Origin of the sequence: Cellulomonas dongxiuzhuiae (genome assembly GCF_018623035.1) — a bacterium.
Taxonomy (GTDB): Bacteria; Actinomycetota; Actinomycetes; order Actinomycetales; family Cellulomonadaceae; genus Cellulomonas; species Cellulomonas dongxiuzhuiae.
In genome coordinates this window covers 3,333,676-3,356,881 of sequence record NZ_CP076023.1, presented here as the reverse complement: position 1 = coordinate 3,356,881, position 23,206 = coordinate 3,333,676, and the positions used below count along the sequence as shown (strand labels likewise).

The window sequence follows — 23,206 nt, the reverse complement described above, 5'->3', positions numbered from 1 at the left end:
TCTCACCGGGGGGAGCCCCCTCGTGGTGGTGAGAGTGCGATCCCGTCGGGCGTCAGCGGCGGCGGGTGGTCGGGTCCGTGACGGAGGGCGGGTGGTAGCCCGCGTCGGCCGGGTTGAGGGTGACGCCCGGCGGGACGATGCGGTCGATCTCGTCGAGGACGTCCGCGGGCAGCCGGACGTCCAGGGCCGTGAGGGCCGCGTCGAGGTGCTCGTGCGTGCGCGGCCCGATGATCGCGCTCGACACGGCCGGGTGCTCGAGGACGAAGCCGAGCGCGAGCTGCGGCAGGGTCAGCCCGGCCGCCTCGGCGACCTTCGTCAGCTGCTGCACGGCCTCGGCCTTGCTGACGTTCTCGGGCAGCGACGGGTCGTGCCGCCCCGGCTGGCGCTGGTGACGCGGCGAGCCGCCGCGCGTCCCGTCGAGCGGGCGCCCCGAGAGCCAACCGCCGGCCAGCGGGCTCCACGGCAGCACGCCCAGGCCGTACTCGAGCGCGAGCGGCAGCACCTCGCGCTCCACGCCGCGCGCCAGGATCGAGTAGGGCGGCTGCTCGGTCGCGGGCCGCGCGAACCGGCGGTCGGCCGCGACCCACTGCGCCTGCACGATCTGCGACGGCAGGAACGTGGAGGTCCCGACGTACAGCACCTTGCCGGCGCGCACGAGGTCGTCGAGCGCGCCGAGCGTCTCGTCGAGGGCGGTCCCCGGCTCGGGGCGGTGCACCTGGTAGACGTCGATGCGGTCGGTCTGCAGCCGGCGCAGCGAGTCCTCGACGGCCCGCACGATCCACCGCCGCGAGTTGCCCGCGTGGTTGACCTCGTCGGACAGCCGACCGTGGACCTTGGTCGCCAGCACGACGTCGTCGCGACGCCCCGCGAGCGCCTTGCCGACGATGGTCTCGGACTCGCCGCGCGAGTACACGTCCGCGGTGTCGACGACGTTGATGCCGGCGTCGAGCGCGCGGTGCAGGATCGCCGCGGAGTCGTCGTGGTCGGGGTTGCCCCAGGCGCCGAAGTTCATGGTGCCGAGCGTCAGCGGGGACACCTGGACCCCGGTGCGGCCGAGCGGGCGGTACGTCGTCATGCGTGTGCTCCTTCGTGGGTGGTGGCGGTGGTCGTGGCGACGCGCCCGATGTCGCGCCCGCCCGTGCGGTGGTGGGGGTGCGCGGGGCGCGCGAGCCCGTAGTGGTCGCGCAGCGTCGTGCCCGTGTACTCGCTGCGGAACAGGCCGCGGTCGACGAGCACGGGGACGACCTGGTCGACGAAGTCCTCCAGGCCCGACGGCAGCACCGCGGGCATGATGTTGAACCCGTCGGCGGCGCCCGCGTCCCACCACTCCTGGATGGCGTCGGCGACCTGCTCGGCTGTGCCGGAGAACGTGCGGTGCCCGCGCCCGCCGCCGAGCCGGCCGATGAGCTGGCGCACGGTGAGCCGCTCGCGCCGCGCGAGATCGACGATCAGCGTGTACCGCGACTTGGCGCCCTCGATCTCGTCCTCGCTCGGCAGGTCGGCGGGCAGCTCGCGGTCCAGCGGCAGGTCGTCGGGGTCGACGCGCAGCGTCTTGGCGAGCTGGGCGCGCGCGTACTCGGGGCGGATGAGCCGGTCGAGCTCCTCCTCCTTCGCGCGTGCCTCCGCCGCGGTCGCGCCGATGACGGGCACGATGCCCGGCAGCACGAGCAGGCCGGCGGGGTCCCGGCCCCACTCGACGGTCCGACGCTTGAGGTCGTGGGCGAACGCGAGCGCGTCGTCGAGCGTCTGCTGGGCGGTGAACACGGCCTCGGCGTACCGCGCGGCCAGGTCCTTGCCGTCGTCCGACGACCCGGCCTGCACCAGCAGCGGGTAGGCCTGCGGCGAGCGCGGCGTCGTCAGCGCCCCGGCGACCCGGAAGTGCTCGCCCACGTGCTGGGGGGGATGGATCCGCGAGGAGTCGCCCCACAGGCCGGCGTCCTTGTCACCGATCTCGACGTCGTCCTCCCACGAGTCCCACAGCCGCAGCGCGACGTCGATGAACTCGGCCGCGCGCTCGTAGCGGGACCGGTGCGACGGCAGGTCGTCCTGGCCGAAGTTGCGCGCGGCCTCCAGGTGCGCGGTCGTCACGATGTTCCAGCCCGCGCGCCCGCCGCTGATGTGGTCGACCGACGCGAACCGCCGGGCCAGGTTGTACGGGTCGTTGTAGGTGGTCGACGCCGTGGCGATGAGCCCGATGCGGCTGGTCACCGCCGCGATGGCGGCCAGCACGACCGTCGGCTCGAGCGTGCCCGACGGGCGGCGGCCGACGTCGCGGAACAGCGCCGGGCCGTCGGCGAAGAAGATCGAGTCCAGGTGCCCGCGCTCGGCCGTCTGCGCGAGGCGCTGCAGGTAGGCGATGTTGGTGCTCTGGTACGACGGGTCGGACTCCGGCAGCCGCCACGAGGCCTCGTGGTGGCCCGTGCTCATGAGGAACGCGTTGAGGTGCAGCTGCCCCTCGCGCGTGGGTCGCGTGGTCATGGTGTGCTCCTGTCGGGTGCGGACGGGGTGGCGGGGCCGACGACGGGTGGGACGCCGAGCGCGTCGAGCAGCTCGCGGCGCAGCGCCACGTAGCCGGCGTCGGCCGGGTCGCGGTGCGCGACGGGTACGTCGAGCGCGATCTGCCCGGCGTCGAGAACGACGACACGGTCGGCCAGCACGATGGCCTCGTCGACGTCGTGGGTGACCAGCAGCACCGCGGGCCGGTGCCGTGCGCACAGGTCGCGCAGCAGCGCGTGCATGCGGGTGCGCGTCAGGGCGTCGAGCGCCCCGAACGGCTCGTCGGCCAGCAGCAGCCGGGGCTCGCGGACGAGGGACCGGGCCAGGGACACCCGCTGCTGCTCGCCGCCGGACAGCTCGGTCGGCCACGCGCGTTCGCGGCCGGCCAGCCCGACCTCGGCGAGCCGCTCGGTACCCAGCTCGCGGGCGCCCGGGCCGCGCAGCCCGAGCGTCACGTTGTCGAGCACGCGCGCCCAGGGCAGCAGCCGCGAGTCCTGGAACACGACGGACACCCGGTCGGGGACGGCGATCGTGCCCGTGCCGTGCACGTCGTGGTCGAGGCCGGCGAGCGCGCGCAGCAGCGTGCTCTTGCCGGACCCGCTGCGCCCGAGGATGGCGACGAACTCGCCGGCCGCGATGTCGAGGTCCAGGCCGCGCAGCACGCGGCCGTCCCCCTCACCGAGCCCGTAGGCGCGGACGAGGTCGCGCACGACCACCGACCCGTCGCCCGTCGTGACGCGCTCGTCCGCCAGGACCCCCTGCGCGGGTGCCGGGACGTCGGACCGTGCCGGGACCCGGGCGTCCTCGGTGGGGCCCGGTGCGGTCAGCCCGCGAGCGTGCGCCGCCATGACAGGGCCCTCCTCTGCACGACGCGGACGAGCAGGTCGGAGCCGTAGCCGAGGATCCCGTACAGGACCAGGCCGACGACGATGACGTCGGTCTGCCCGTAGGTGCGGGCGAGCTCCATCATGTAGCCGATGCCGGCGGTGCCGTTGATCTGCTCGACCACCACCAGGGCCAGCCAGCAGCCGGTGACCGCGAACCGCAGGCCCAGCAGGAACCCCGGCAGCGCACCGGGCAGCACGACCTTGGTGAGGAACTCCCACCGCGTGAGCCCGAGGGTCTCCGCGAGCTCGACGTACCGCGCGTCGATCGTCCGCAGCCCGTTGTGGGTGTGGATGTACACGGGGATGAGGACGCCCAGCAGGATCGTGACGACCTTCATCGTCTCGCCGATGCCGAGCCACAGGATGAGCAGCGGCAGCAGCGCGAGGCTCGGGATGGCCCGCTTGAGCTGCACGGGTCCGTCGACGATCGCCTCGCCCCAGCGGCTGAGCCCGGCGACCACCGCCAGGACGGTCCCCGCGACGATCCCGAGGGCGAGCCCGGACAGCGCGCGCCCCGTGGACACCGCGAGGTGCTCCTGCAGGCGGCCGTCGGCGACGAGGTCGGCCCCGGTCGTCACGACGGTCCACGGCGCGGACAGCGTGCGCTGGTCGATGAGCCCGACGGCCGAGCCGAGCGACCACACGGCCAGCAGGACGCCGAGCCCGATGAGGGTGCCGCCGCGCAGCGGGCGGCCGGGACCGAGGCGCCGCACCGTGCGGTGCGTGCGGCGGGCCGTGGTGGCCGCCGCGGGGCGGGCGACGGGCCGCCGTGCCAAGCCGTGGGGCAGGGACAGGGTCGACATCAGCCGGCCTCCTTCTCGCGGTAGGCGGCCACGGCCTCGGCCTCGACGGGTGCGAACCGCTGGTCCCACAGGTCCGCCGCGTCGAGCACGTCGTTGCCCGTGGCCTTCGCGAGCAGCTCGATCGTCTCCTGGTGCCGCGCGATCGCCTCGGACCAGTCCGCGGGGATGTCGGGGATGCCGGCGCGCTCGACGAGGTAGTCGGCGTCGGCGGGGCTCAGGCCCTGGTCGGCGACGTAGTAGCCCGCCTTCCACTCCTCGGGGTGGTCGTGCACCCAGAGCTTGGCCTGCGCCCACAGCTGCACGTAGGCGCGCAGGGCCGCCGCCTTGGCGGGGTCGTCGATCACCGAGGTCGGCGCGTACAGGTGGCTCGGGTCGTCGCGCAGGCCGTGGCGCACCGTGTGCGCACCGTCGGCCTCGTACTTCTCGAGGTAGCGGGCGATCTGGACGCCGCCGATGGGCGCGATGTCGACCTCGCCCGCAGCGAGCGCGGTCGCGTAGACGTCACCGTTGCTGGGCAGCTCGACGAGGGTCACGTCGTCCTGCGCGAGCCCTGCCTCCTGGAGGGCGCGCAGCACGATGACGCCCTGCGCCTGCCCCGGCGAGTAGGCGATGCGGTGCCCGGCGAAGTCCTCGAGGGACTCGACCCCGTCGACCCCGGGTGCGACGCCGAACTCGTAGATCGGGTTCTCCTGCCAGTCCTGGCGGTACACGGCGGAGACGATCTTGACGTCGAGGCCGGTCCACTCGGCGTGGATGGGGGGGATGTCGGCGACGGCGCCCACGTCGAGCGCACCGGCGCGGAACGCCTCGGTGGTCTGCGGGCCGCCGGACAGGTTGGCCCACTCGATCGTGAAGCCGAGGTCCGAGTCGAGGTCGTCGCCGGCGATCTCGACGGCCTTCTGCGTCGTGGGGTCCCCGACGACGAGCGTCGTGCCGGCGGGGACCTCGGTGGGTAGCGCGGCCGTGGCGGCCGTGGTCGACGGGGCGTCGGCCGAGGCGTCACCCGCGCAGGCGGCGAGCAGCGCGGGCAGGAGGGTCGCGGCGGTGACCGCGGCGAGGCGGTGGCGCGCGGTGCGGCCGGACCTGGTCCGGGCGGGGTGGGCGAACGGCATGGCGGAGCCTTCCGGGCAGGGGTGGGCCGCCGGCGTCGGGACGCGGCGGTGGTCGGGCGGGGGCGCGGGCGCGCGGGGTCCCCGGTGTCGACCCAGGGGTGGCGGGCGACGGGGATGGAGCTTGCGGGGCGGGGCCGGGCGCCCTGGGGGCCGGGGGACGGCCGGGCTCGACGGCGTCGCGACCTGGCGCGGCGAGATCGAGGGCGGAGGGTCGCTGGTCAGCGACAGCTCGTGGCCGGACACGACCGACACGCACGCACGAGCAGCACGAGCGCTGCGGCGGGGTGCGGGGCGGTGGTCATGGGGATGACAATGACATACCTGATCGGTCGGGAATAACCCGGTGATCGCATCCTGAGACAGGGCGTCCGTGCGGGGTGGCCTCCGGGTGGCACCTGCCGAGGTCGGTCGGCGTCGGGCAGGCTGGCGGCATGCGAGCGCGGACGCGGGTGCGGGACGTCGTAGCGGCGACGTGGGTCGCCGTGCTGGGCGTCGGCGTGCTGCTGACGGCGTGCGCGGGACCGGCCACGGGGACGTCGCCCGCCGAGATCGCGGACACGGCCGACTGCGCCGTGCGGGAGACGCTCGCGGCCCTCGGGGCAGGCGGGGATGAAGGGCTGCCCGCCGCGCCGCGCGCGGGCCGGGTGCCCGAGGGGTTCGCGCCGGTCGCCGCCGTCGAGTGCCGGATGCCCGAGGTGCGCGTGCTCCCGGCGCCGGAGCCGCCGCAGATCCTGGAGCCGGGTGCCTCGTCGCTCGAGGACCCCGCACCGGCACCCGTCCCCGCAGCGCCGACGGTCGCGTCCGTGGACGTCGTGCGGCTCGAGGGCGACCTCGGTCCGCTGCTCGCGCAGCTCGCGCGCCGGGACGTCCCGGCGCGCCCGGACCAGGCGTGCATGGCCATGTTCGAGGTCGTCCCGGTGCTCTACCTGCTCGACGCGGACGACCGCGCCGTGCGCGTGCGGTGGCCCACCGACGCGTGCGGGTTCCTGCTCGACGGCGCCCGCGAGGGGCTGGCCGGCCTGCGGGAGACCGGTCGGACGACCGTCTCCCTGTCCTGACCCCGACCGCGCGGAGGGGGCCGACTTGCTCCCGTCGCCGGGACGGGTCACCGTAGGCGTCTGCGGCCCCCGGCCCCGCCTGCCGCGTCCGACGCAGGCCCGGCGGACGCGAGCGGGAGGCCTGGACGCGATGGCGGAGACGGACCTGGTCGAGCTGGTCGACGAGGACGGGAACGGCACGGGCACCGCGACGGTGGGGGAGGCGCACACCGCGCCGGGCCACCTGCACCGGGCCTTCTCCGTGGTGCTCACCCGGCCCGACGGGCGGATCCTGCTGCAGCGCCGCGCCGACGCCAAGCTGCGCTTCCCGGGCCTGTGGACCAACTCGTGCTGCGGCCACCCGCTGCCGGGCGCGGACCTGCGCGAGCGCGCGGCGCTGCGCGTGCGCGAGGAGCTCGGTGTCGAGCTCGTCGACGCGCGCGAGGTCGGCGCCTTCCGGTACCGCGCGCCCGACGCGTCGTCGGGACAGGTCGAGTGCGAGCACGACCACGTCATCGTCGGCCGCTGCAGCGGAGAGCTGCGCCCCGACCCGGCCGAGGTCTCCCAGACCGAGTGGGTCACCCCGCAGCGCGCGCACGAGCTGGTCGCGGAGGGCCAGGTGACCCCCTGGTTCGCCGACGTCCTGCGCCTGGTGGCCACCGCCACCCCTTGACGGTCCCTCCGCGCCCACCACCCACGCTCGGCGGGGGGCTTGTGCGGGTGGGGGTCAGGGGGTGGTGGCGATCGTCCACCATGTGCAGGCGTCGGGGGTCCAGGACGTCGTCAGGGCGTCGGCCGTGCCCGCCAGGAGAGCGCCCGTCGCGGTGTGCAGGAGCCGTACCCGTGAGCCCTGGCGCCACGGGCCGCCACCGTCGACGACCACGCGCCAGCCGTCCGCGGTGCCGTCCGCCGCGGTACCGTCCGCCGAGCCCAGCACGGGCGTCGTGCCGACGACGGTGAGTGCGCGGTCGCCGGTGACGAGGCTGACCGTGGCCCCGTCGGTGAGCAGTGCGGGACCGCCCGTGGGCGTCCACGTCGTCGTGCCCGTGGCGCGCAGCGCGGGCCCGCCGTCGGCGACGACGAGCAGCCGGCCCGTCGCGACGTGCACGAGCGCGAGCGGCGCACCCGGCCGGACGCGGACCGTCGGGCGGCGCGACGCGCTCGGCAGGGCGGGCGGCGTGCGCGGTGCGTAGGCGTGCCGGAAGAACCCGCGCCAGAGCCGCCCGTTGCTCGCGTGCCAGCCCTCGGGCGTCTCGACCAGGCTCACCTCGCGCCCCGGGCTGTTGGGGTCGAGCAGCGTGAGGACGGGCCCCGTGGCGCCACGCGAGACGCCCGTCGCGACGACCTGGTGGTTGTCGCCCGCGCGCAGCAGGTGGCGGGCGACGACCATCCCGAGCACCACGGGCCGGCCCTCGGCGAGCGCACGCAGGATCCCGGGCAGCTCGCGGCGCGTCCGCGTGCGGACGCCGGCCAGCGGGCCGAGATCGCGGTCCGGCAGCGCCGACCACGTGACGAACCGCAGCGCCGAGACGGACCGGAACGAGTCGAGCTGGCGGGCCCGGAGGTGGTCGGCCACGAGGTGCCCGTCGGGCGGCACGCGTCCGGGCGCGAACAGCCCGGCGGGCCACGTCGGCACGTCGCGTCCCGACGTGACGTGGTCGAGCACCGAGTACGACATGCCGCCGCACCGCCCGGCGGTCCGCAGCGGCGTGCCGTTCGGCAGCGTGACGAGCACGTTGACGAACCGGTTGGCGAACGCGTACGCCGCGCGCGCCGGGTCGATGCTCTCGGTCACGTCGTCCTCCCGTCGCACACCCTCACACATCAGAGCGTGCCGCGGTCGGTGACGTACCCCGCGGCACTGCGGCGTACGACGGTCGGACGGACCCGATCCGGTCGCGTCAGCGGACGTACAGCCGCTGCTGCGGCGGGGCCGTGAACGGGTCGCCGAGGTAGAACGACGGGTGCGGCGGCTGGTTGTACGCCGTGTTCTGCCAGGCCAGCGCGACCCGGTACATCGGGTCGTGCAGCAGCGTCGGCAGCCGGTGCGACGTGGTGAGCGGCGTCGCGTAGATCCGCAGCGCACCCTCGTCGGACCGCGCCCAGACCACCTCCTCGCGCCAGTCGCCGAGGATGTCGCCCGACAGGACCGGTGTGGACTTGGTGCCGTTGTTCGACCGCACGTCGGACCCGGTCAGCAGGCGCGTCTCGCCGCCCGTGCCGTACTTGTCGATCTTGGTGCCGTCGAGCAGCTCGCGGACGGGGTCACCGTCCCACCAGGCCAGGAAGTTGGCCGACGACGGCTTGCGGCCCACGGCCGCGCCGTTCGCGGCGTTGCGCAGATCCGCCTCGGCGGACGACCACGCCTCCGCACCGGGGCTGCCGGCCCAGACGTCGGCGGCGACGCCACGCCCGTTGTCCGCACCCGTGCCGCTGCGCCACAGCGTCTGGCCGGTCCGCGCGTCGGCCACCCACATGTTCGGCTGGGCCTTGTCCTCGGTGACCTTGAAGTACTCGAGCCCCGGCCGCGACGGGACGAGGTCGCCCACGTGCCCGGCGTCGCCGTGCCCCGTGCCGTTGACCCACAGGCCGCGCCCGTCGTCGTCGATCGTCGCCGCGCCGTACACGATCTCGTCCCGTCCGTCGCCGTCGACGTCCGCGACCGACAGCGAGTGGTTGCCCTGGCCGGCGTACGCCGAGTTGCCGGGCGTCGAGCTGGTCGAGTCGAAGGTCCACCGGCGCGTGAGCTGCCCGTCGCGGTAGTCCCACGCGACGACGACGGCACGCGTGTAGTAGCCGCGGGCCATGATGATCGAGGGTCGCTGACCGTCGACGTACGCGGTCCCGGCGAGGAACCGGTCGACGCGGTTGCCGTAGGAGTCGCCCCAGCTCGACACCGTCCCGCGGGGCGGCACGTAGTCGGTGGTCGCGCCGACCGCGCCGGTGTCGCCGCGGAAGACCGTGAAGTACTCGGGGCCGGACAGCACGTAGCCCTCGCCGTTGCGGTGGTCGGCGTTGGCGTTGCCGATGACCTGCCCGGTGCCCGAGCGCGTGCCGTCGGCGGTCTTGACGGCCACCTCGGCCCTGCCGTCGCCGTCGTAGTCGTAGACCTGGAACTGCGTGTAGTGCGCACCGGCGCGGATGTTGCGGCCCAGGTCGATGCGCCACAGCCGCTGGCCCTGCAGCGTCACGCCGTCGAGGTAGACGTTGCCGGTGACGCCCGCCTGGCTGTTGTCCTTGGCGTTCGAGGGGTCCCACTTCAGGACGACGTCGAGGTCGCCGTCGCCGTCGAGGTCGCCGACGGACCCGTCGTTGATGACGTGGTCGGACGACGGGCGCTGGACGGCGACGTCGAGGTAGCCGCCGGCCAGGTTCAGCGACGGCGCGGACGCCGCCTGCTCGGCGCCGTTCTCGACGGCCCGCACGGTGTACCGGGCGGTCGCCGACGCGCCGGGGTCGAGGTGGTTGGTCGAGCCCGTGACCGGCGACGACGTGATGCGCGTGCCGTCCCGGTAGACGTGGAACCCGGTGCCGCGGTCCTCGTAGCCCAGCAGGCGCCACTGCACGAGGTTGCCGCTGCCGGACCGCACGGAGACCAGCCCGCGGTCGAGGTCCTCGAGCTGACGCGCGCCGGCCACGGGCGTCGTCGGGACCGGGTGCGGTGCGGCGGTCGGGGTCGGGGACGACGTGGGCGTCGGCTGCTGCGTGGGCGTGGGCGACGACGTGGGCGTCGGCTGCTGCGTGGGGGACGCGGTCGGCGTGGCCGTCGTGGGGGCCGTCGTCGGCGTGACCGACCCCGTGCACGTCGTCCCGTTGAGGGCGAACGACGTCGGCACGGGGTTCGTCGTGCCGTCGGACGCACCGTTGAAGCCGAAGGCGATCTGACCGCCGGACCCGACGGCGCCGTTCCAGGCGGCGTTCGTCACGGTCACCTGCGCACCGGACTGCGTCGCTGTGCCGTTCCACGCCTGCTGCACGCTCTGGCCGCCGGTGAACGCCCAGGTCAGCGTCCAGCCGGTGAGGGCGTCACCGAGGTTGTCGACGCGGACGTCGGCGCCGAAGCCGCCGTGCCACTGGTTCGTGACCGTGTAGGTGACCTTGCACGCCACGGCGGCCGTCGCCGACGGGGCCGTCGCGAGGGCGCCGAGCGCGGTGACGGCGGCGGCGGCCGTCGCGAGTGCTGCTGTGCTGCGACGTCGCATGCGCCGGGCCTCTTCCGTCGTCGTCCGTCGTGGACCGTGGGGGCGCCGGGATGTGCACGTTCACGGAAACCGCTTCGACGCCGAGCCGACGGTAGGGGTGGGCGCGCCGCGTCGGCAGGCCTGCGAATCCTTTCGTCGTCGTCCCGGGGTCGTTCAGGGGAGCCGGACGTGGCGCGGCGACAGCTCCGCGACGGAGGTGGCGCCCAGGAGCGCCATCGTGCGGCGCACCTCGCCCTCGAGGATCGCGACCGCGCGGTCCACGCCGCGCTCGCCGCCCGCCATGAGGCCGTAGAGGTACGCCCGCCCGACGAGCGTCGCGCGCGCCCCCAGTGCGATCGCCGCGACCACGTCGGACCCGTGCGTGATGCCCGTGTCGACCCACACCTCGGTGCGGTCGCCGACCGCGTCGAGCACGTCGGGGAGCAGGCGCAGCGGCACGGGCGCCTTGTCGAGCTGCCGGCCGCCGTGGTTGGACAGCACGACCGCGTCGGCCCCGGCGTCGGTCACGCGGCGTGCGTCCTCGACGGTCTGGACGCCCTTGATGATCAGCGGGCCGTCCCACGACGATCGCAGCCACTCGAGGTCCGCGATGGTCATCGTGGGGTCGAACAGCCGGTCGAGCAGGTCCGCGACCGTCCCGCTCCACGAGGTGAGCGAGGCGAACGTCAACGGCTCGGTCGTCAGCAGGTCCGTCCACCACGCCGGGTGCGTCGCGGCGTCGAGCACGGTCCGCACCGTCAGCGCGGGCGGGATCGAGAACCCGTTGCGGACGTCGCGCAGCCGCGCGCCCGCGACGGGCACGTCGACCGTGAGCATGAGCGCCTCGTAGCCCGCCGCCCGGGCGCGTGCCATGAGGTCCTCGCCCGCCGCGCGGTCCTTCCACACGTACAGCTGGAACCACCGGCGCGCGTCGGGGGCGACCGCGGCGACGTCCTCGATCGACGTCGTGCCCATGGTGGACAGCGCGTACGGCAGGCCGCGCCGCTGCGCCACGCGCGCGACGGCCCGCTCGCCCTCGTGGTGCATGAGCCGTGTGAAGCCCGTCGGGGCGAACGCGAACGGCAGCGCCGACGGGCGCCCGAGGTAGGACGTCGTGGTGTCCACGTGCGACACGTCGCGCAGGATCGACGGGCGCAGCTCGAGGTCGCGGAACAGGCGGCGCGCGCGCCGCAGGGTGAGCTCGCCCTCGGCGGCGCCGTCGGTGTAGTCGAACACCGCGCGCGGTGTGCGACGCCGGGCGACGCGGCGCAGGTCGGCGATGGTCAGGGCGTCCTCGAGGCGGCGCTGCACGGGGTCGAGCCGCAGCGGCTGGGGCCGCAGCAGGGGTGCGAGCTCGGACCATCTCGGCAGCCGGCGGTCGGTCACGGGGGGCTCCTCTCGGGGTTCTCGTGCGCGCTCGTGATGAGACGCGTGCGCGGGACCCGCTCCCACGGTAGGTCGGACGTGCGAGGCTGGGCGGGTGAGCACGCCGCCCCTGTCGCCCGCGAACGCCCGTCCGCGGCCCCCTGCCATCACGGACGTGGCCACGGTGGCGGGCGTGTCGTACCAGACGGTCTCCCGGGTCATCAACAACCACCCCAACGTCGCCACGGACACGCGCGAGCGGGTGCTCGACGCCATGCAGCAGCTCGGGTACCGGCGCAACATCGCGGCGCGCGCGCTCAAGACGCGGCGCACGGGCGTCTTCGGGGTCGTCTCGTCCGGCTCGCACCTGTTCGGCCCGACGCGCACGCTCGTGTCGATCGAGCAGGCCGCGCGCGCCAAGGGGCTGTTCGTGTCCCTCGCGACCGTCGACCTGCAGCACAAGGACGAGGTCACGTCGGCCATCGAGCACCTGCTGGACCAGGGTGTCGACGGGATCGTGGTCATCGCGTCGCACGACGAGGCCGCCGCGGCGGTGCTCGAGTCGACGACGCAGGTGCCGGTGGTCGTCGCGGGGCGCACGGGCGGCGAGCACGGGCTGGCGGTCGCGATCGACCAGGAGGCGGGCGCGAAGGTCGCGACGCGGCACCTGCTGGACCTGGGGCACCGCGACGTGCTGCACCTGGCGGGCCCGGCGCCGTGGGTCGACGCGCGTGCCCGCGCGGTCGGCTTCCGCGAGACGATGGCGGCCGCCGGGCTCGCGCCGCGGACGCTGTGGGCCGACGACTGGAGCGCCGAGGTCGGCTACCTCGCGGGCCAGGAGCTCGTGGCGCGCGTGCGGCGCCGGCGCTCGTCCCTGCCGACCGCGATCTTCGCGGCCAACGACCTGCTGGCGCTCGGCATGATGCACGCGCTCGCGGACGCGCGGCTCAAGGTGCCGGACGACGTGTCGGTGGTCGGGTACGACGACGGCGACGGCTCGGCGCACTTCGTCCCCCCGCTGACGACGGTCGCGCAGGAGCTCGAGGAGCTGGGCTACCGCTGCGTCGAGCTGCTGCTCGACGCGCGGGACGGTGTGGCCACGTCGTCGTCGGTGTCGGTCTCGCCGCGGCTGCTGGTCCGCGAGAGCACGGCGCCGCCGCGCCACCCGTCGCGGGTGGTGCTCTGAGGCTCGGGGAGAGGAGGGACGTCCACGCGAGCGGCAGGAGCATCGGCGCAGGTGAGGGCCCCGTCCGGATGTGATCGCTCACACGGACGGGTGGTTCTCGCTGTTTTCTGGCCCCTGGCCTGCGGCGACGCTCGTGACCGAAACGCAACCTCTGTCCGTTGACGTCCCCCCTTGAGAACGTTCACACTCATCCCGTCACGCATCCCTGGAAGGGTCGACGAAGAGGTCGGCTGAGCTGCTCGAGGAGGAGTTGCATGAAGGGCATCAACCGCGCACGCACCGGTCTCGCCGGTGTCGTGGCGACGTTCACGGTCCTGGCCCTGGCGGCCTGTGGCGGCGGTTCGGACACGGCGGGTGACGGCGGGGACGGCGGGGACGAGGGCGGCAGCGACCTCATCCGCGTCGGCTTCTCGCAGCTCGGTGCCGAGTCCGGCTGGCGCACCGCCAACACCGAGTCCGTCAAGGAGAGCCTCTCCGAGGAGAACGGCTTCGACCTGACGTTCGTCGACGCGCAGCAGAAGCAGGAGAACCAGATCAAGGCGCTGCGCGACTTCGTCGCCCAGGACGTCGACGTCATCGCGTTCTCGCCGGTCATCGAGACGGGGTGGGACGAGGTGCTCCAGGAGATCAAGGACTCGGGCATCCCCGTCGTGCTCGTCGACCGCACCGTCGACACCACGGTCGACGACCCGTTCGTCACCTGGATCGGTGCCGACTTCAAGGCCGAGGGCACGACCGCCGGCGAGTGGGTGGCCGAGAACGCTCCCGACGCCAAGATCTTCGAGCTGCAGGGCACGCTCGGCTCCGGTGCCCAGGTCGACCGCGAGGAGGGCTTCGGCGAGGTCGTCGGCGAGCAGATCATCGGCAAGGCGTCGGGCAACTTCACGCGTGCCGAGGGCAAGACGGCCGTCGAGGCCGCGCTGCAGGCGTACCCCGACATGACGATGATCTTCACGCACAACGACGACATGGGCCTGGGCGCCATCGAGGCCATCGAGGCCGCGGGCAAGGTGCCCGGCAAGGACATCCAGATCGTGTCCGTCGACGGCGTGCGCGACGGGCTGCAGGCGCTCGTCGACAAGAAGTTCAACTACGTCGTCGAGTGCAACCCCGTGTTCGGCGACCAGCTCGCCGAGCTCATCACGAAGGTCGCCGACGGCGAGGACGTGCCCAAGGAGACCATCGTGATCGACGAGGCGTTCGACCAGACGATCACGCAGGCCGACGTGGACGCCCGCGCGTACTGACGTGCGAGCGACGTCCCGGGCGCGCCGGCCCCCAGCCGGTGCGCCCGGGACGCCCGTCGAGCAGGAGAGGACACCGATGTCCGCAGCACCCCCCGCCGGTCCCGCCCCCGCGCCGGCCGCGCCCGTCGTGCAGATGACGGGCATCTCGATCGCCTTCCCCGGCGTCAGGGCCCTCGACGACGTCGACTTCCGGCTGTTCCCCGGTGAGGTCCACGCCCTCATGGGCGAGAACGGCGCCGGCAAGTCGACCCTGATCAAGGCGCTCACCGGTGTCTACTCCACCGACTCCGGCCGCATCGCGGTCGACGGTCAGGACCTGCGGTTCGACGGGCCCAGCCAGGCGCAGGCCGCCGGCATCTCGACCGTCTACCAGGAGGTCAACCTCTGCGCGAACCTCACGGTGGCCGAGAACGTCATGCTCGGCCACGAGTCGCGTCGCGGACCGTTCATCGACTGGCGCACCACGCGCCGCCGCGCCGCCGACTTCCTCGCGCGCCTCAACCTCGACATCGACCCGCGCTCGATGCTGTCGTCGCACACCATCGCGGTGCAGCAGCTGTGCGCGATCGCCCGGGCGCTCGTCGTCGACGCCAAGGTGCTCATCCTCGACGAGCCGACGTCCAGCCTCGACAACGCCGAGGTCGCCGAGCTGTTCCGGGTCGTGCGCCGGCTCAAGGACGACGGCGTCGCCGTGCTGTTCGTCTCGCACTTCCTCGACCAGATCTACGAGGTCGCCGACCGCGTCACCGTGCTGCGCAACGGCCGGTTCGTCGGTGAGCACCGCATCGAGGACCTGCCGCGCCGCGAGCTCATCGCCGCGATGATCGGCCGGTCCGGCGAGGCGCTGGCCGGGATCGAGGAGAAGGCGCGCTCGACCATCACGATCCACTCGGAGCGCGAGACGCCCTTCCTCACCGCGGTGGGCCTGGGCAAGAACGGGTCCGTCCAGCCGTTCGACGTCAACCTGTACGCGGGCGAGATCCTCGGCGTCGCCGGCCTGCTCGGCTCGGGGCGGACCGAGATGGCGCGGCTGCTCGCCGGTGCGGACCGCCCCGACGCGGGCGAGGTCCGCGTCCAGAGCGCGCTCACGCGGCTCACGTCCCCGCTCGCTGCGATCGCGCACGGCATCGCCTACTCCACCGAGGACCGCAAGAAGGAGGGGATCGTCGGCGACCTGACGGTCCGCGAGAACATCGCGCTGGCGATCCAGGCGCGCCGCGGCACGTGGCGCCGCATCCCGCGCCGCCAGCTCGACGACATCGTCGCGCGGTACATCACGGCGCTGCAGATCACGCCCGCCAACCCGCACTCGCTCATCCGCAACCTGTCGGGCGGCAACCAGCAGAAGGTGCTGCTCGCGCGGTGGCTCGCCACGGCGCCGCGCCTGCTCATCCTCGACGAGCCGACGCGCGGCATCGACGTCGGCGCCAAGGCCGAGATCCAGAAGCTCGTCACCGAGCTCGCCCAGGACGGCATGTCCGTCGTCTTCATCTCCTCCGAGCTCGAGGAGGTCCTGCGCCTGAGCCAGCGGCTCGTCGTCATGCGGGACCGCCAGAAGGTCGACGACCTCGTCAACGCCGACGACGTCACGACGTCCACGATCCTCGAGACGATCGCCGCGACCGTCCCCGCGACGGTCCCCCAGAGCGGAGCCCACGCATGACACCGACCACCCCGGCGGCGACGCCGTCGCCCGGGCCGTCCCGCGCCACCGCCGTCTGGCACGAGGTCACCCGGCACGGGCTGTTCTGGCCCGTCCTCGCGCTCGTCGTGCTGCTGCTCGCGTGCGGCGTCGCGAGCCCCGGCTTCCTCGACGTGACCGTCCGCGACGGCCACCTGTTCGGTCAGCTCGTCGACCTGCTGCGCAACAGCGCGACGCCGCTGCTGCTGGCGCTCGGCATGTGCCTGGTCATCGCGACCGGCGGCATCGACCTGTCGGTGGGCGCCGTCATGGCGATCGGCCTGGCCGTCTCGCTCACGTACCTCGACACCGCGGCGGACCCGTCGAACGTCGGCACGGTGCTGACGGCCGTCCTGCTGGGCCTGGTCGTGGGGGCCATCGGCGGCGCGTTCAACGGCGCGATGGTCGCGGGGCTGGGCATCCAGCCGTTCATCGCGACCATGATCCTCATGGTCGCCGGGCGCGGCATCGCGATGCTCATCACGCAGGGGCAGATCACCACGGTCACGAGCCCGCCGTTCAAGACGATCGGCTCCGGCTTCGTGCTCGGCGTCCCGACCCCCGTCGTCATCGCCGTGGCCGCGTTCGTCGTCGTCGCCCTCGTGGTGCGGCGCACCGCGCTCGGGATGTTCCTCGAGTCCATCGGCATCAACCGCGAGGCCAGCCGCCTCGCGGGCGTGCGCTCGCGGCGCACCACGTGGACCGTCTACGTCATCGCGGGCGTCCTCGCGGCCCTCGCCGGCCTCGTCTACGGCGCCCCGACGATGGCCGCCGACGCCAACAACATCGGCCTGATGAAGGAGCTCGACGCGATCATGGTCGTCGTGCTCGGGGGCACCAAGCTCGACGGCGGGCGGTTCTACCTCGGCGGTCTGCTCGTCGGCGCGATGCTGCTGAGCTCGCTCGAGCGTGCGGTCATCATCTTCCAGCTGCCCTCGCAGACCACGCCGCTGTTCAAGGCCATCGTGCTCATCGCGGTGTGCGTCGCGGCGTCGCCGACGCTGCGCGCCATGCTGCGCCGCCGACGGCGCGCCGACCGCGTCGACACCCCCGCCGCCCCGGTCGAGCCCGTGAGCGCCGCGGAGGTGACGGCATGAGCACCGACCAGATGGTCCGCACCGAGCGCACGAGCGGCGGCGTGGTGCACCGGGCGCGGCGCGCGCTGCGCGGTCTCGACCGACGGTTCCTGCCCGTGCTCGGGACGCTCCTGACGCTCGCCCTCATGCTCGGCGTGGGCCAGCAGCGGTACTCGACCGACCGCGTCGACTTCGTCAGCATGAAGCTGCTGTCGAACCTGCTGGTCGACAACTCCTACCTGCTGGTGCTCGCCGTCGGCATGACGTTCGTCATCCTCACCGGCGGGATCGACCTGTCCGTGGGTGCCGTCGTGGCGCTCGTCGGGCTGTCGATCGCCGAGATGTTCACCGCCGGCCTGCCGCTGCCCGTCGTGCTCGTCGTCGGCGTGCTCATCGGCACGTCGTGCGGGCTGCTCATCGGCGTGATGGTGCAGATGTTCGACATCCAACCCTTCATCGCGTCGCTCGCCGTGATGTTCCTGGCCCGCGGCCTGGCCAACGTCATCAGCGTCAACTCCCTGAAGATCGACGACGCGGGGTTCTCCGCGCTCGCCGCGTGGAGCCTGAAGTTCGGCGAGGGACGCGAGCTGTGGCGCATCAACGCCAGCATGGTCATCGCGCTGGCGGTGCTGCTCATCGCGTTCCTGGTGCTGCACTACACGCGGTTCGGTCGGTCCGTGTACGGGCTAGGCGCGGGCGACGGGGGAGCGGCGGTCAACCTCATGGGCCTGCGCCCCGCCCGCACGCGCGTCTGGGTGTACGTCATCTCGGGCACGTGCGCCGGCATCGCGGGTGTCCTGTTCGCGCTCTACACCAAGTCCGGGTTCAACCTGACGGGCATCGGCATGGAGCTCGACGCGATCGCGGCGGTCGTCATCGGCGGCACGCTGCTGTCCGGCGGCGTGGGCTTCGTGCTCGGTACCGGCGCGGGCGTGCTGGTCTACGGCCTCATCCAGGTGCTCATCGCCCGCGAGGGTCTGGACTCCTGGTGGACCCGCGTCTTCATCGGCGTCGTCCTGCTCGCGTTCGTCATCCTCCAGCGCGTCCTGGCGGTCCGCCGCCGCTGACCCGCCCCCGCAGGACCCCCACCCCCAGCCGGTGAGAGAGCGATCCAGCTCAGGGCGGACCCCGCACCGAGCGCAGCTGGATTGCTCTCTCGCCGTGGTGGATGGGGTGGGTGGGGGGTCAGGCGTAGGCGGCGACCGTGCGGGGGCCGACGGCCTGGCGGGCGCGGGCGGCGGCGCCGACCGTCGCCAGGAGGCCCGCGACGGCCCACAGCGCGAGCGCCACCACGGCCCCGAGCAGGGACGCCGGCGTCTCGCCGACGACCGCACCGAGCGCGTCCGACGTGGCCCTCAGGGGCAGCCACCCGACCGAGCCGCCGACCCACGCGGGGACCGTGGCGGCCAGCCCGGCGACGAGGTACGCGAAGCCCGCGACCACGGCGACGACGCGACCGGCGGTCCCGAACCAGGCTGCGACCGCCTGGTGGAACGCGGCGAGCGCGACGGCCGCGACCGCACCGACCAGCGCGAGCCCGAGCGTGCGCCCGGCGCCCTGGTCGGTGATGGCACCGGCGACCGCACCGACGGCCGCACCGGCGACCGCCGACACCGCCGCGGGCAGGGCCAGGGACCCGGCGACCAGCGCGAACGCCGACCGTGTCGACCCCGCGACGCGCACCGGCAGGGGCCGGAACACGAGGAAGAGCACGAGCGCGCCGATCCACAGGGCGACGGCGACGAGCGTCGAGACGAGGCCGAGCGGCGCGGACACCGTGGCCGAGGGCGCCGCGACCGGTGCCGTGACGACCTGCGCGAGGTCCGCCCGCTGGTCCTCGGGCGTCGTCGGCAGCTGCTCGACGGCCTGGCCGAGCCCGGTCCCGAGCTCCGCCGTCCCGTCGGCGAGCTGCGTCGCACCGTCGCTCGTCTGCCGGACGCCGTCGGCGAGCTGGGCGCTTCCGTCGGCGAGCTGGGCCGCGCCGCCGTCGAGCTGCGCGACACCCGCCGCGAGCTGGGACGACCCGCCCGCGAGCTGGGAGGCGCCACCCGCGAGGGTCGACGCACCGGTCGCGAGGTCGGACGTGCCGCCCGCGAGCTGCTCGATGCCGCCCGCGAGCTGCTCGGCACCCCCGGCGAGCTGCTGCAGACCGGCGACGAGGCCGGGCTGGGTCGCGTCGCCCGGGACGCCGTTGACCGTGAGGTCGAGCCCGCCCGCGATCTGCTGCACGTAGCCCAGCTGCTCGCTCAGGCCCGCGATCTGCTCGTTCAGCGTCGCGCGCTGGCTCGTCAGGACGGCCCGCTGCACGAGCGCGTCGACGCACCCCTCGGTCGTCGGGTCGGCCTCGCAGCCCAGGTCCTGCACCGCGGCGTCGGCCTGCGCGAGGCCGCCCTCGACGAGCGGGAGCGTGGCACGCAGCTCCGTGAGCGACGCCTCGATCCCGCCGGCCAGCCCGCCGGCCGCCGTCGCGAGCGTCCCGAGGCCGGTCGAGCCGTCGGCGGTCCGGCGCAGGCCGTCCGCGAGCTCACGGGCCCCGGCAGCGGACTGCCCGGCGCCGTCGGCGAGCGCGCCGGCACCGTCGGCGAGGGTGCGGGCACCGCCCGCGAGCTGTGCCGTCCCCGTCGCCAGGTCGTACGACCCGCTGCGCAGCTCGCGCGTGCCGCCGGCGAGCTGCCCGGCGCCGTCCGCGAGGCCGTCGGCGCCCGTCGCGAGCTGCCCGGTGCCCTGCGCGAGCTGCCCGACGCCCTCGGCCAGCTGCGTCGCGCCGTCGGCCGCCTCACCGAGCTGCTCGCCCAGCGTCGTGAAGCCGACGAGCACGTTCTCGACGTAGGTGCTGGTCAGCTGCGAGCCGAGCACGCGCGTCGCGGTGGTGGTGACCGTCGCGGCCACCGCCTGGTCGACCGCGGTGGCGCCCGGGGGCGAGGTGATCTCGATCGTCGCCTGCTGCACGTCGTCGCCGGACGCGAACGACGTCGCCGCGGCGGAGAAGTTCTCGGGGATCGTGACGACGGCCGCGTACGTGCCGTCGTCGAGCCCCGCGGCCGCGTCGGCGTCGTCCGTGACGACCCACTCGTAGTTGGCGTCGACCTCGGTGCCGTCGACGAGGGCACCGGCGAGCTGGCGGCCGAGCGGCGTGTACTGCCCCTCGAGCGTCACGGGCTCGTCGTGGTTGACCACGGCGGCCTTGACGTGCGCGAGGCCGTCGGCCGGCGCCCAGGAGGCGGCGAGCAGGATCACGACGAGGGCGAGCGGAGCGGCCAGCGCGACGACGACGGCGGGCCACCGCCTCACGGGTCGTGGGGTCACCGAGGTGCGGGACATCGGGGTTCCTTCCTGCGCGCTCACGCGAGGACGCCGGTGGACGGCGCGAGGGTGGTGACGGGGGTGCCGGCGGGGAGCAGGTCGTCGGCGGACGTGGTGCCGACGACGCCGAGGAGCAGGGTCGCGCCCTGCTCGGCTGCCCGCGCGAGGGCGGCGGCGGCGTGGGCCCGCTCGTGCGGGTCGGTGACGAGGTCCGTGCGGTCGACCGCGAGGACGGTCGGACGCTCGGCGACCGCGGCGTCGAGCGCGTCGATGCCCTCCGTCCGCAGGTCGACGTAGCCGACCGCGCGACGCACGGCCGCGGCGCGCACCGGCAGGAGGTGGCCGGCGACCTTGAGGTCACCGCCGGCGGGCGTGAGGCGTCCGGCGACGGTCAGGAGCAGCGCCGCCACGCGGGCGGGCTCGTCGGCGTGCACGACGAGCGCGTCGCCGCGGCGCACGGCCAGGTGGACGACGTCGGTGCGGTCGGCCGCCGCGAGGCGCAGGTCGCGTGCGGCGACGACGACGTCCGGGTCGCCCGGCCACGTCGCGAGCCCGAGCTCGCGGTGCAGCGCCTCGCCCTCCACGTCGAACGACGGCAGCACGCGGTCGAGGCTGCGCGGCATCCACCAGGCGCGGTCGCCGAGGATCTGCATCACGGCGGGCACGAGCGTCATGCGCACGACGAACGCGTCGACCGCGACCCCCACGGCCAGGCCGAGCGCGATGGGTTTGATGTTGATGTCCCCCTCGGGGACGAACGCGAAGAACACCGCGACCATGATGATCGCCGCCGCGGTGACGACCTTGGCCGACCCGACGAAGCCGGTGCGGATGGACGCACGGGCGTCGCCGGAGTGCACGTAGTCCTCGCGGATGCGGGACACGAGGAAGACCTCGTAGTCCATCGCGAGGCCGAAGAGCACGCCCATGAGCACGATGGGCATGAACGAGATGACCGGCCCGAGCTTGGCGACGTGCAGCAGGTCGGCGCCGACGCCGTGCTCGAAGACGCTGGTGACGACACCGAACGCGGCGGCCACGGACAGCAGGTAGCCGACGGTCGCCTTGAGCGGCACCGCGACGGAGCGGAACACCATCGTCAGCAGCACGAGCGAGAGCCCGACGACGAACACCGCGAAGGGCAGCAGGGCCGCACCGAGCTTGGCGGACACGTCGATGCCGACGGCGGTGAAGCCCGTGACGGACAGGTCGAATCCGTACTCGTCGAGGATGTGCGGGCGCAGCTCGCGGATGGCGTTGACCAGCTCGGCCGTCTCGGGGTCGGTGGGGCCCGTCGTCGGCACGACCTGGACGATGCCGGTGTCGATCGACTCGTTCGGCGTGGCCAGCGGGACGTCGTCGACGCCGGGCAGCTCCCGCAGCTCGTCGGCGACGTCCTGCATGAGCTGCAGCGGGTCCTCGCTGGTCACGATGCTGCCGGTGACCACCAGCGGCCCGTTGGCGCCGGGGCCGAAGTGCTCGCTGATCCGGTCGTACGTGACGCGCTGCGAGGAGTCGGTGGGCGAGACGCCGGCGTCGGGGAGCGCGAGCCGCAGGTCCAGGGCCGGGAGGGCCAGTGCGAGCAGCGCGCCGACCGTCACGACGACCGTGATCCACGGCCGCGCCGTGGCGAGCCGGACCCAGCCGGCGAAGAAGCGGTTGTGGTGCGGCGGGACGTCCCAGGAGTCACCGGCGGGTCCGGCGGTGGTGGGCTCCGCCGCGGCCGCGTCGGCCGCGCGACGGGCGCGGCGCGACGGGCGCGGGCGCAGGCGCTCGCCGGCGACCCCGAGCATCGCGGGGACGAGGGTGATGGACACCAGGACGGCGACGCCGACGGCGACCGCGCCGGCGACGCCCATGACCGTGAGGAAGGGGATGCCGGCGACCCCGAGCCCGACCAGCGCGATCATGACCGTCAGACCCGCGAAGATCACCGCGGAGCCGGCGGTGGCGTTGGCGCGGGCCGCGGCCTCCTGTGCCGGCAGGCCGGTGGCCAGCAGCTCGCGGTGCCGGGACACGATGAACAGGGCGTAGTCGATGCCGACGGCGAGCCCGAGCATGAGCGACAGCAGCGGGGTCGTGCTGGTGACCGACGTGAACGCGGCGGCCACGAGCACGAGCAGCGTGGACAGCCCGACGCCCAGCAGCGCGTTGAGCAGCGGCATGCCGGCGGCGGCGAAGGAGCCGAGCGTGAGCAGCAGCACGACGAAGGCGACGACGACACCGAGCGCCTCGGTGATGGTCAGGCCGGGGAACTCCTGCGAGAAGAGCTGGCCGCCGATCGTCGCGTCGTACCCGTCGGGCAGGGCGGTGTCGAGGTCGTCGGTGAGCCCGCGCAGCTCGTCCTTGACGTCGGCGCCGATCGCCACGCCCTCGCCCTCGAGCGAGAGGGTGACGAGCGCGGCCTCGCCGTCCTCGCTGACGGCCGACGCCCCGGGGGTCTCGGTGTCGAAGGGCGAGACGGCCGAGGTGACGCCCTCGACGTCGCCGAACGCCGCGATCGAGTCCTCGACGGCCGCGACGACCGCCGGGTCGTCGACCTGCGCACCGTCCTCGCCGGTGACCAGCACCTGCGCCGTGGTGCCGGCGGCCTGCGGGAACGTCGCCGCGAGCCGGTCGAGCGCGGCCTGCGACTCGGTGCCCGGGATCGTGACGGAGTTGTCGAGCTTGCCGCCCAGCAGGAGCGCACCGGCGCCGACGAGGACCAGGAGCGCCAACCAGGCGCCGATGACGGCGCGCCGGCGCGCGAACGCGGCCCGGCCGAGGCGGTAGAGCGCAGAGGACACAGGTGCTCCCGAGGGCGGTGGAGGGGAGGACGGCGACGTCCGACGG

General features: G+C 74.2%; 17 protein-coding genes. 7 read left to right on the top strand and 10 right to left on the bottom strand.

Annotation, left to right across the window (positions count from 1 at the left end):
- Window positions 1–52: 52 nt before the first annotated feature.
- The 5 genes from KKR89_RS15170 to KKR89_RS15150 are packed head-to-tail and all read right to left on the bottom strand — an operon-like array spanning window position 53 to window position 5,298.
- Window positions 53–1,075 carry an aldo/keto reductase gene (locus KKR89_RS15170; RefSeq protein WP_208196174.1) on the bottom strand — a complete coding sequence of 341 codons (1,023 nt, stop codon included), beginning with the start codon at window positions 1,073–1,075 and terminating at the stop codon, window positions 53–55.
- Window positions 1,072–2,478 carry an LLM class flavin-dependent oxidoreductase gene (locus tag KKR89_RS15165; protein ID WP_208196173.1) on the bottom strand — a complete coding sequence of 469 codons (1,407 nt, stop codon included), beginning with the start codon at window positions 2,476–2,478 and terminating at the stop codon, window positions 1,072–1,074. The genes KKR89_RS15170 and KKR89_RS15165 overlap by 4 nt, the downstream gene beginning before the upstream one ends.
- Window positions 2,475–3,344 carry an ABC transporter ATP-binding protein gene (locus KKR89_RS15160; RefSeq protein WP_208196172.1) on the bottom strand — a complete coding sequence of 290 codons (870 nt, stop codon included), beginning with the start codon at window positions 3,342–3,344 and terminating at the stop codon, window positions 2,475–2,477. Before KKR89_RS15160 ends, KKR89_RS15165 begins: the two co-directional genes overlap by 4 nt.
- Window positions 3,320–4,186 carry an ABC transporter permease gene (locus KKR89_RS15155; RefSeq protein WP_208196171.1) on the bottom strand — a complete coding sequence of 289 codons (867 nt, stop codon included), beginning with the start codon at window positions 4,184–4,186 and terminating at the stop codon, window positions 3,320–3,322. Before KKR89_RS15155 ends, KKR89_RS15160 begins: the two co-directional genes overlap by 25 nt.
- Window positions 4,186–5,298, bottom strand: coding sequence for an ABC transporter substrate-binding protein (locus KKR89_RS15150; RefSeq protein WP_208196170.1), 1,113 nt, complete (start codon window positions 5,296–5,298; stop codon window positions 4,186–4,188). Before KKR89_RS15150 ends, KKR89_RS15155 begins: the two co-directional genes overlap by 1 nt.
- 431 nt (window positions 5,299–5,729) lie before the next feature.
- On the opposite strand from KKR89_RS15150, the gene KKR89_RS15145 reads away from it, so the two are divergent.
- Together KKR89_RS15145 and idi are read left to right on the top strand one after the other, a co-directional pair.
- Window positions 5,730–6,356 (top strand): hypothetical protein, encoded by a 627-nt coding sequence (locus tag KKR89_RS15145; RefSeq protein WP_208196169.1) that lies wholly within the window; start codon window positions 5,730–5,732, stop codon window positions 6,354–6,356.
- 130 nt (window positions 6,357–6,486) lie between these two features.
- Window positions 6,487–7,008: an isopentenyl-diphosphate Delta-isomerase gene (gene idi, locus KKR89_RS15140; protein WP_208196168.1), complete on the top strand. Its 522-nt coding sequence runs from the start codon at window positions 6,487–6,489 to the stop codon at window positions 7,006–7,008.
- A 54-nt stretch (window positions 7,009–7,062) separates the two neighbouring features.
- Here idi and KKR89_RS15135 read toward each other — a convergent pair whose 3' ends face one another.
- The 3 genes from KKR89_RS15135 to KKR89_RS15125 form a co-directional block, all read right to left on the bottom strand.
- On the bottom strand, window positions 7,063–8,130 hold the full coding sequence (locus tag KKR89_RS15135; protein ID WP_208196167.1) for a hypothetical protein: 1,068 nt from the start codon (window positions 8,128–8,130) through the stop codon (window positions 7,063–7,065).
- 106 nt (window positions 8,131–8,236) lie between these two features.
- A complete protein-coding gene (locus tag KKR89_RS15130) occupies window positions 8,237–10,537 on the bottom strand; it encodes a rhamnogalacturonan lyase family protein (protein WP_208196166.1) in 2,301 nt (766 codons plus the stop codon).
- Between the two features lie 153 nt (window positions 10,538–10,690).
- Window positions 10,691–11,902 (bottom strand): alpha-hydroxy acid oxidase, encoded by a 1,212-nt coding sequence (locus KKR89_RS15125; protein ID WP_251140914.1) that lies wholly within the window; start codon window positions 11,900–11,902, stop codon window positions 10,691–10,693.
- A 94-nt stretch (window positions 11,903–11,996) separates the two neighbouring features.
- On the opposite strand from KKR89_RS15125, the gene KKR89_RS15120 reads away from it, so the two are divergent.
- The 5 genes from KKR89_RS15120 to KKR89_RS15100 all read left to right on the top strand — a co-directional run bounded on the left by KKR89_RS15120 (window position 11,997) and on the right by KKR89_RS15100 (window position 18,138).
- Complete coding sequence (locus KKR89_RS15120; RefSeq protein ID WP_251140913.1) at window positions 11,997–13,067, top strand: LacI family DNA-binding transcriptional regulator; 1,071 nt, start codon at window positions 11,997–11,999, stop codon at window positions 13,065–13,067.
- 254 nt (window positions 13,068–13,321) lie between these two features.
- Entirely contained in the window at window positions 13,322–14,314 is a 993-nt protein-coding gene (locus tag KKR89_RS15115; RefSeq protein WP_208196164.1) for an ABC transporter substrate-binding protein, read from the top strand.
- Window positions 14,315–14,390: 76 nt separating this feature from the next.
- Window positions 14,391–15,977, top strand: a complete 1,587-nt coding sequence (locus KKR89_RS15110; RefSeq protein WP_208196163.1) for a sugar ABC transporter ATP-binding protein — start codon at window positions 14,391–14,393, stop codon at window positions 15,975–15,977.
- Window positions 15,974–17,092 carry an ABC transporter permease gene (locus KKR89_RS15105; protein ID WP_208196162.1) on the top strand — a complete coding sequence of 373 codons (1,119 nt, stop codon included), beginning with the start codon at window positions 15,974–15,976 and terminating at the stop codon, window positions 17,090–17,092. Before KKR89_RS15110 ends, KKR89_RS15105 begins: the two co-directional genes overlap by 4 nt.
- Window positions 17,089–18,138 carry an ABC transporter permease subunit gene (locus KKR89_RS15100; protein WP_208196161.1) on the top strand — a complete coding sequence of 350 codons (1,050 nt, stop codon included), beginning with the start codon at window positions 17,089–17,091 and terminating at the stop codon, window positions 18,136–18,138. The genes KKR89_RS15105 and KKR89_RS15100 overlap by 4 nt, the downstream gene beginning before the upstream one ends.
- Before the next feature lie 118 nt (window positions 18,139–18,256).
- On the opposite strand, the gene KKR89_RS15095 is transcribed toward KKR89_RS15100, so the two are convergent.
- Window positions 18,257–20,392 carry a YhgE/Pip family protein gene (locus KKR89_RS15095; RefSeq protein WP_208196160.1) on the bottom strand — a complete coding sequence of 712 codons (2,136 nt, stop codon included), beginning with the start codon at window positions 20,390–20,392 and terminating at the stop codon, window positions 18,257–18,259.
- A gap of 20 nt (window positions 20,393–20,412) precedes the next feature.
- Window positions 20,413–23,160, bottom strand: a complete 2,748-nt coding sequence (locus KKR89_RS15090; protein WP_208196159.1) for an MMPL family transporter — start codon at window positions 23,158–23,160, stop codon at window positions 20,413–20,415.
- Between the last annotated feature and the right edge of the window lie 46 nt (window positions 23,161–23,206).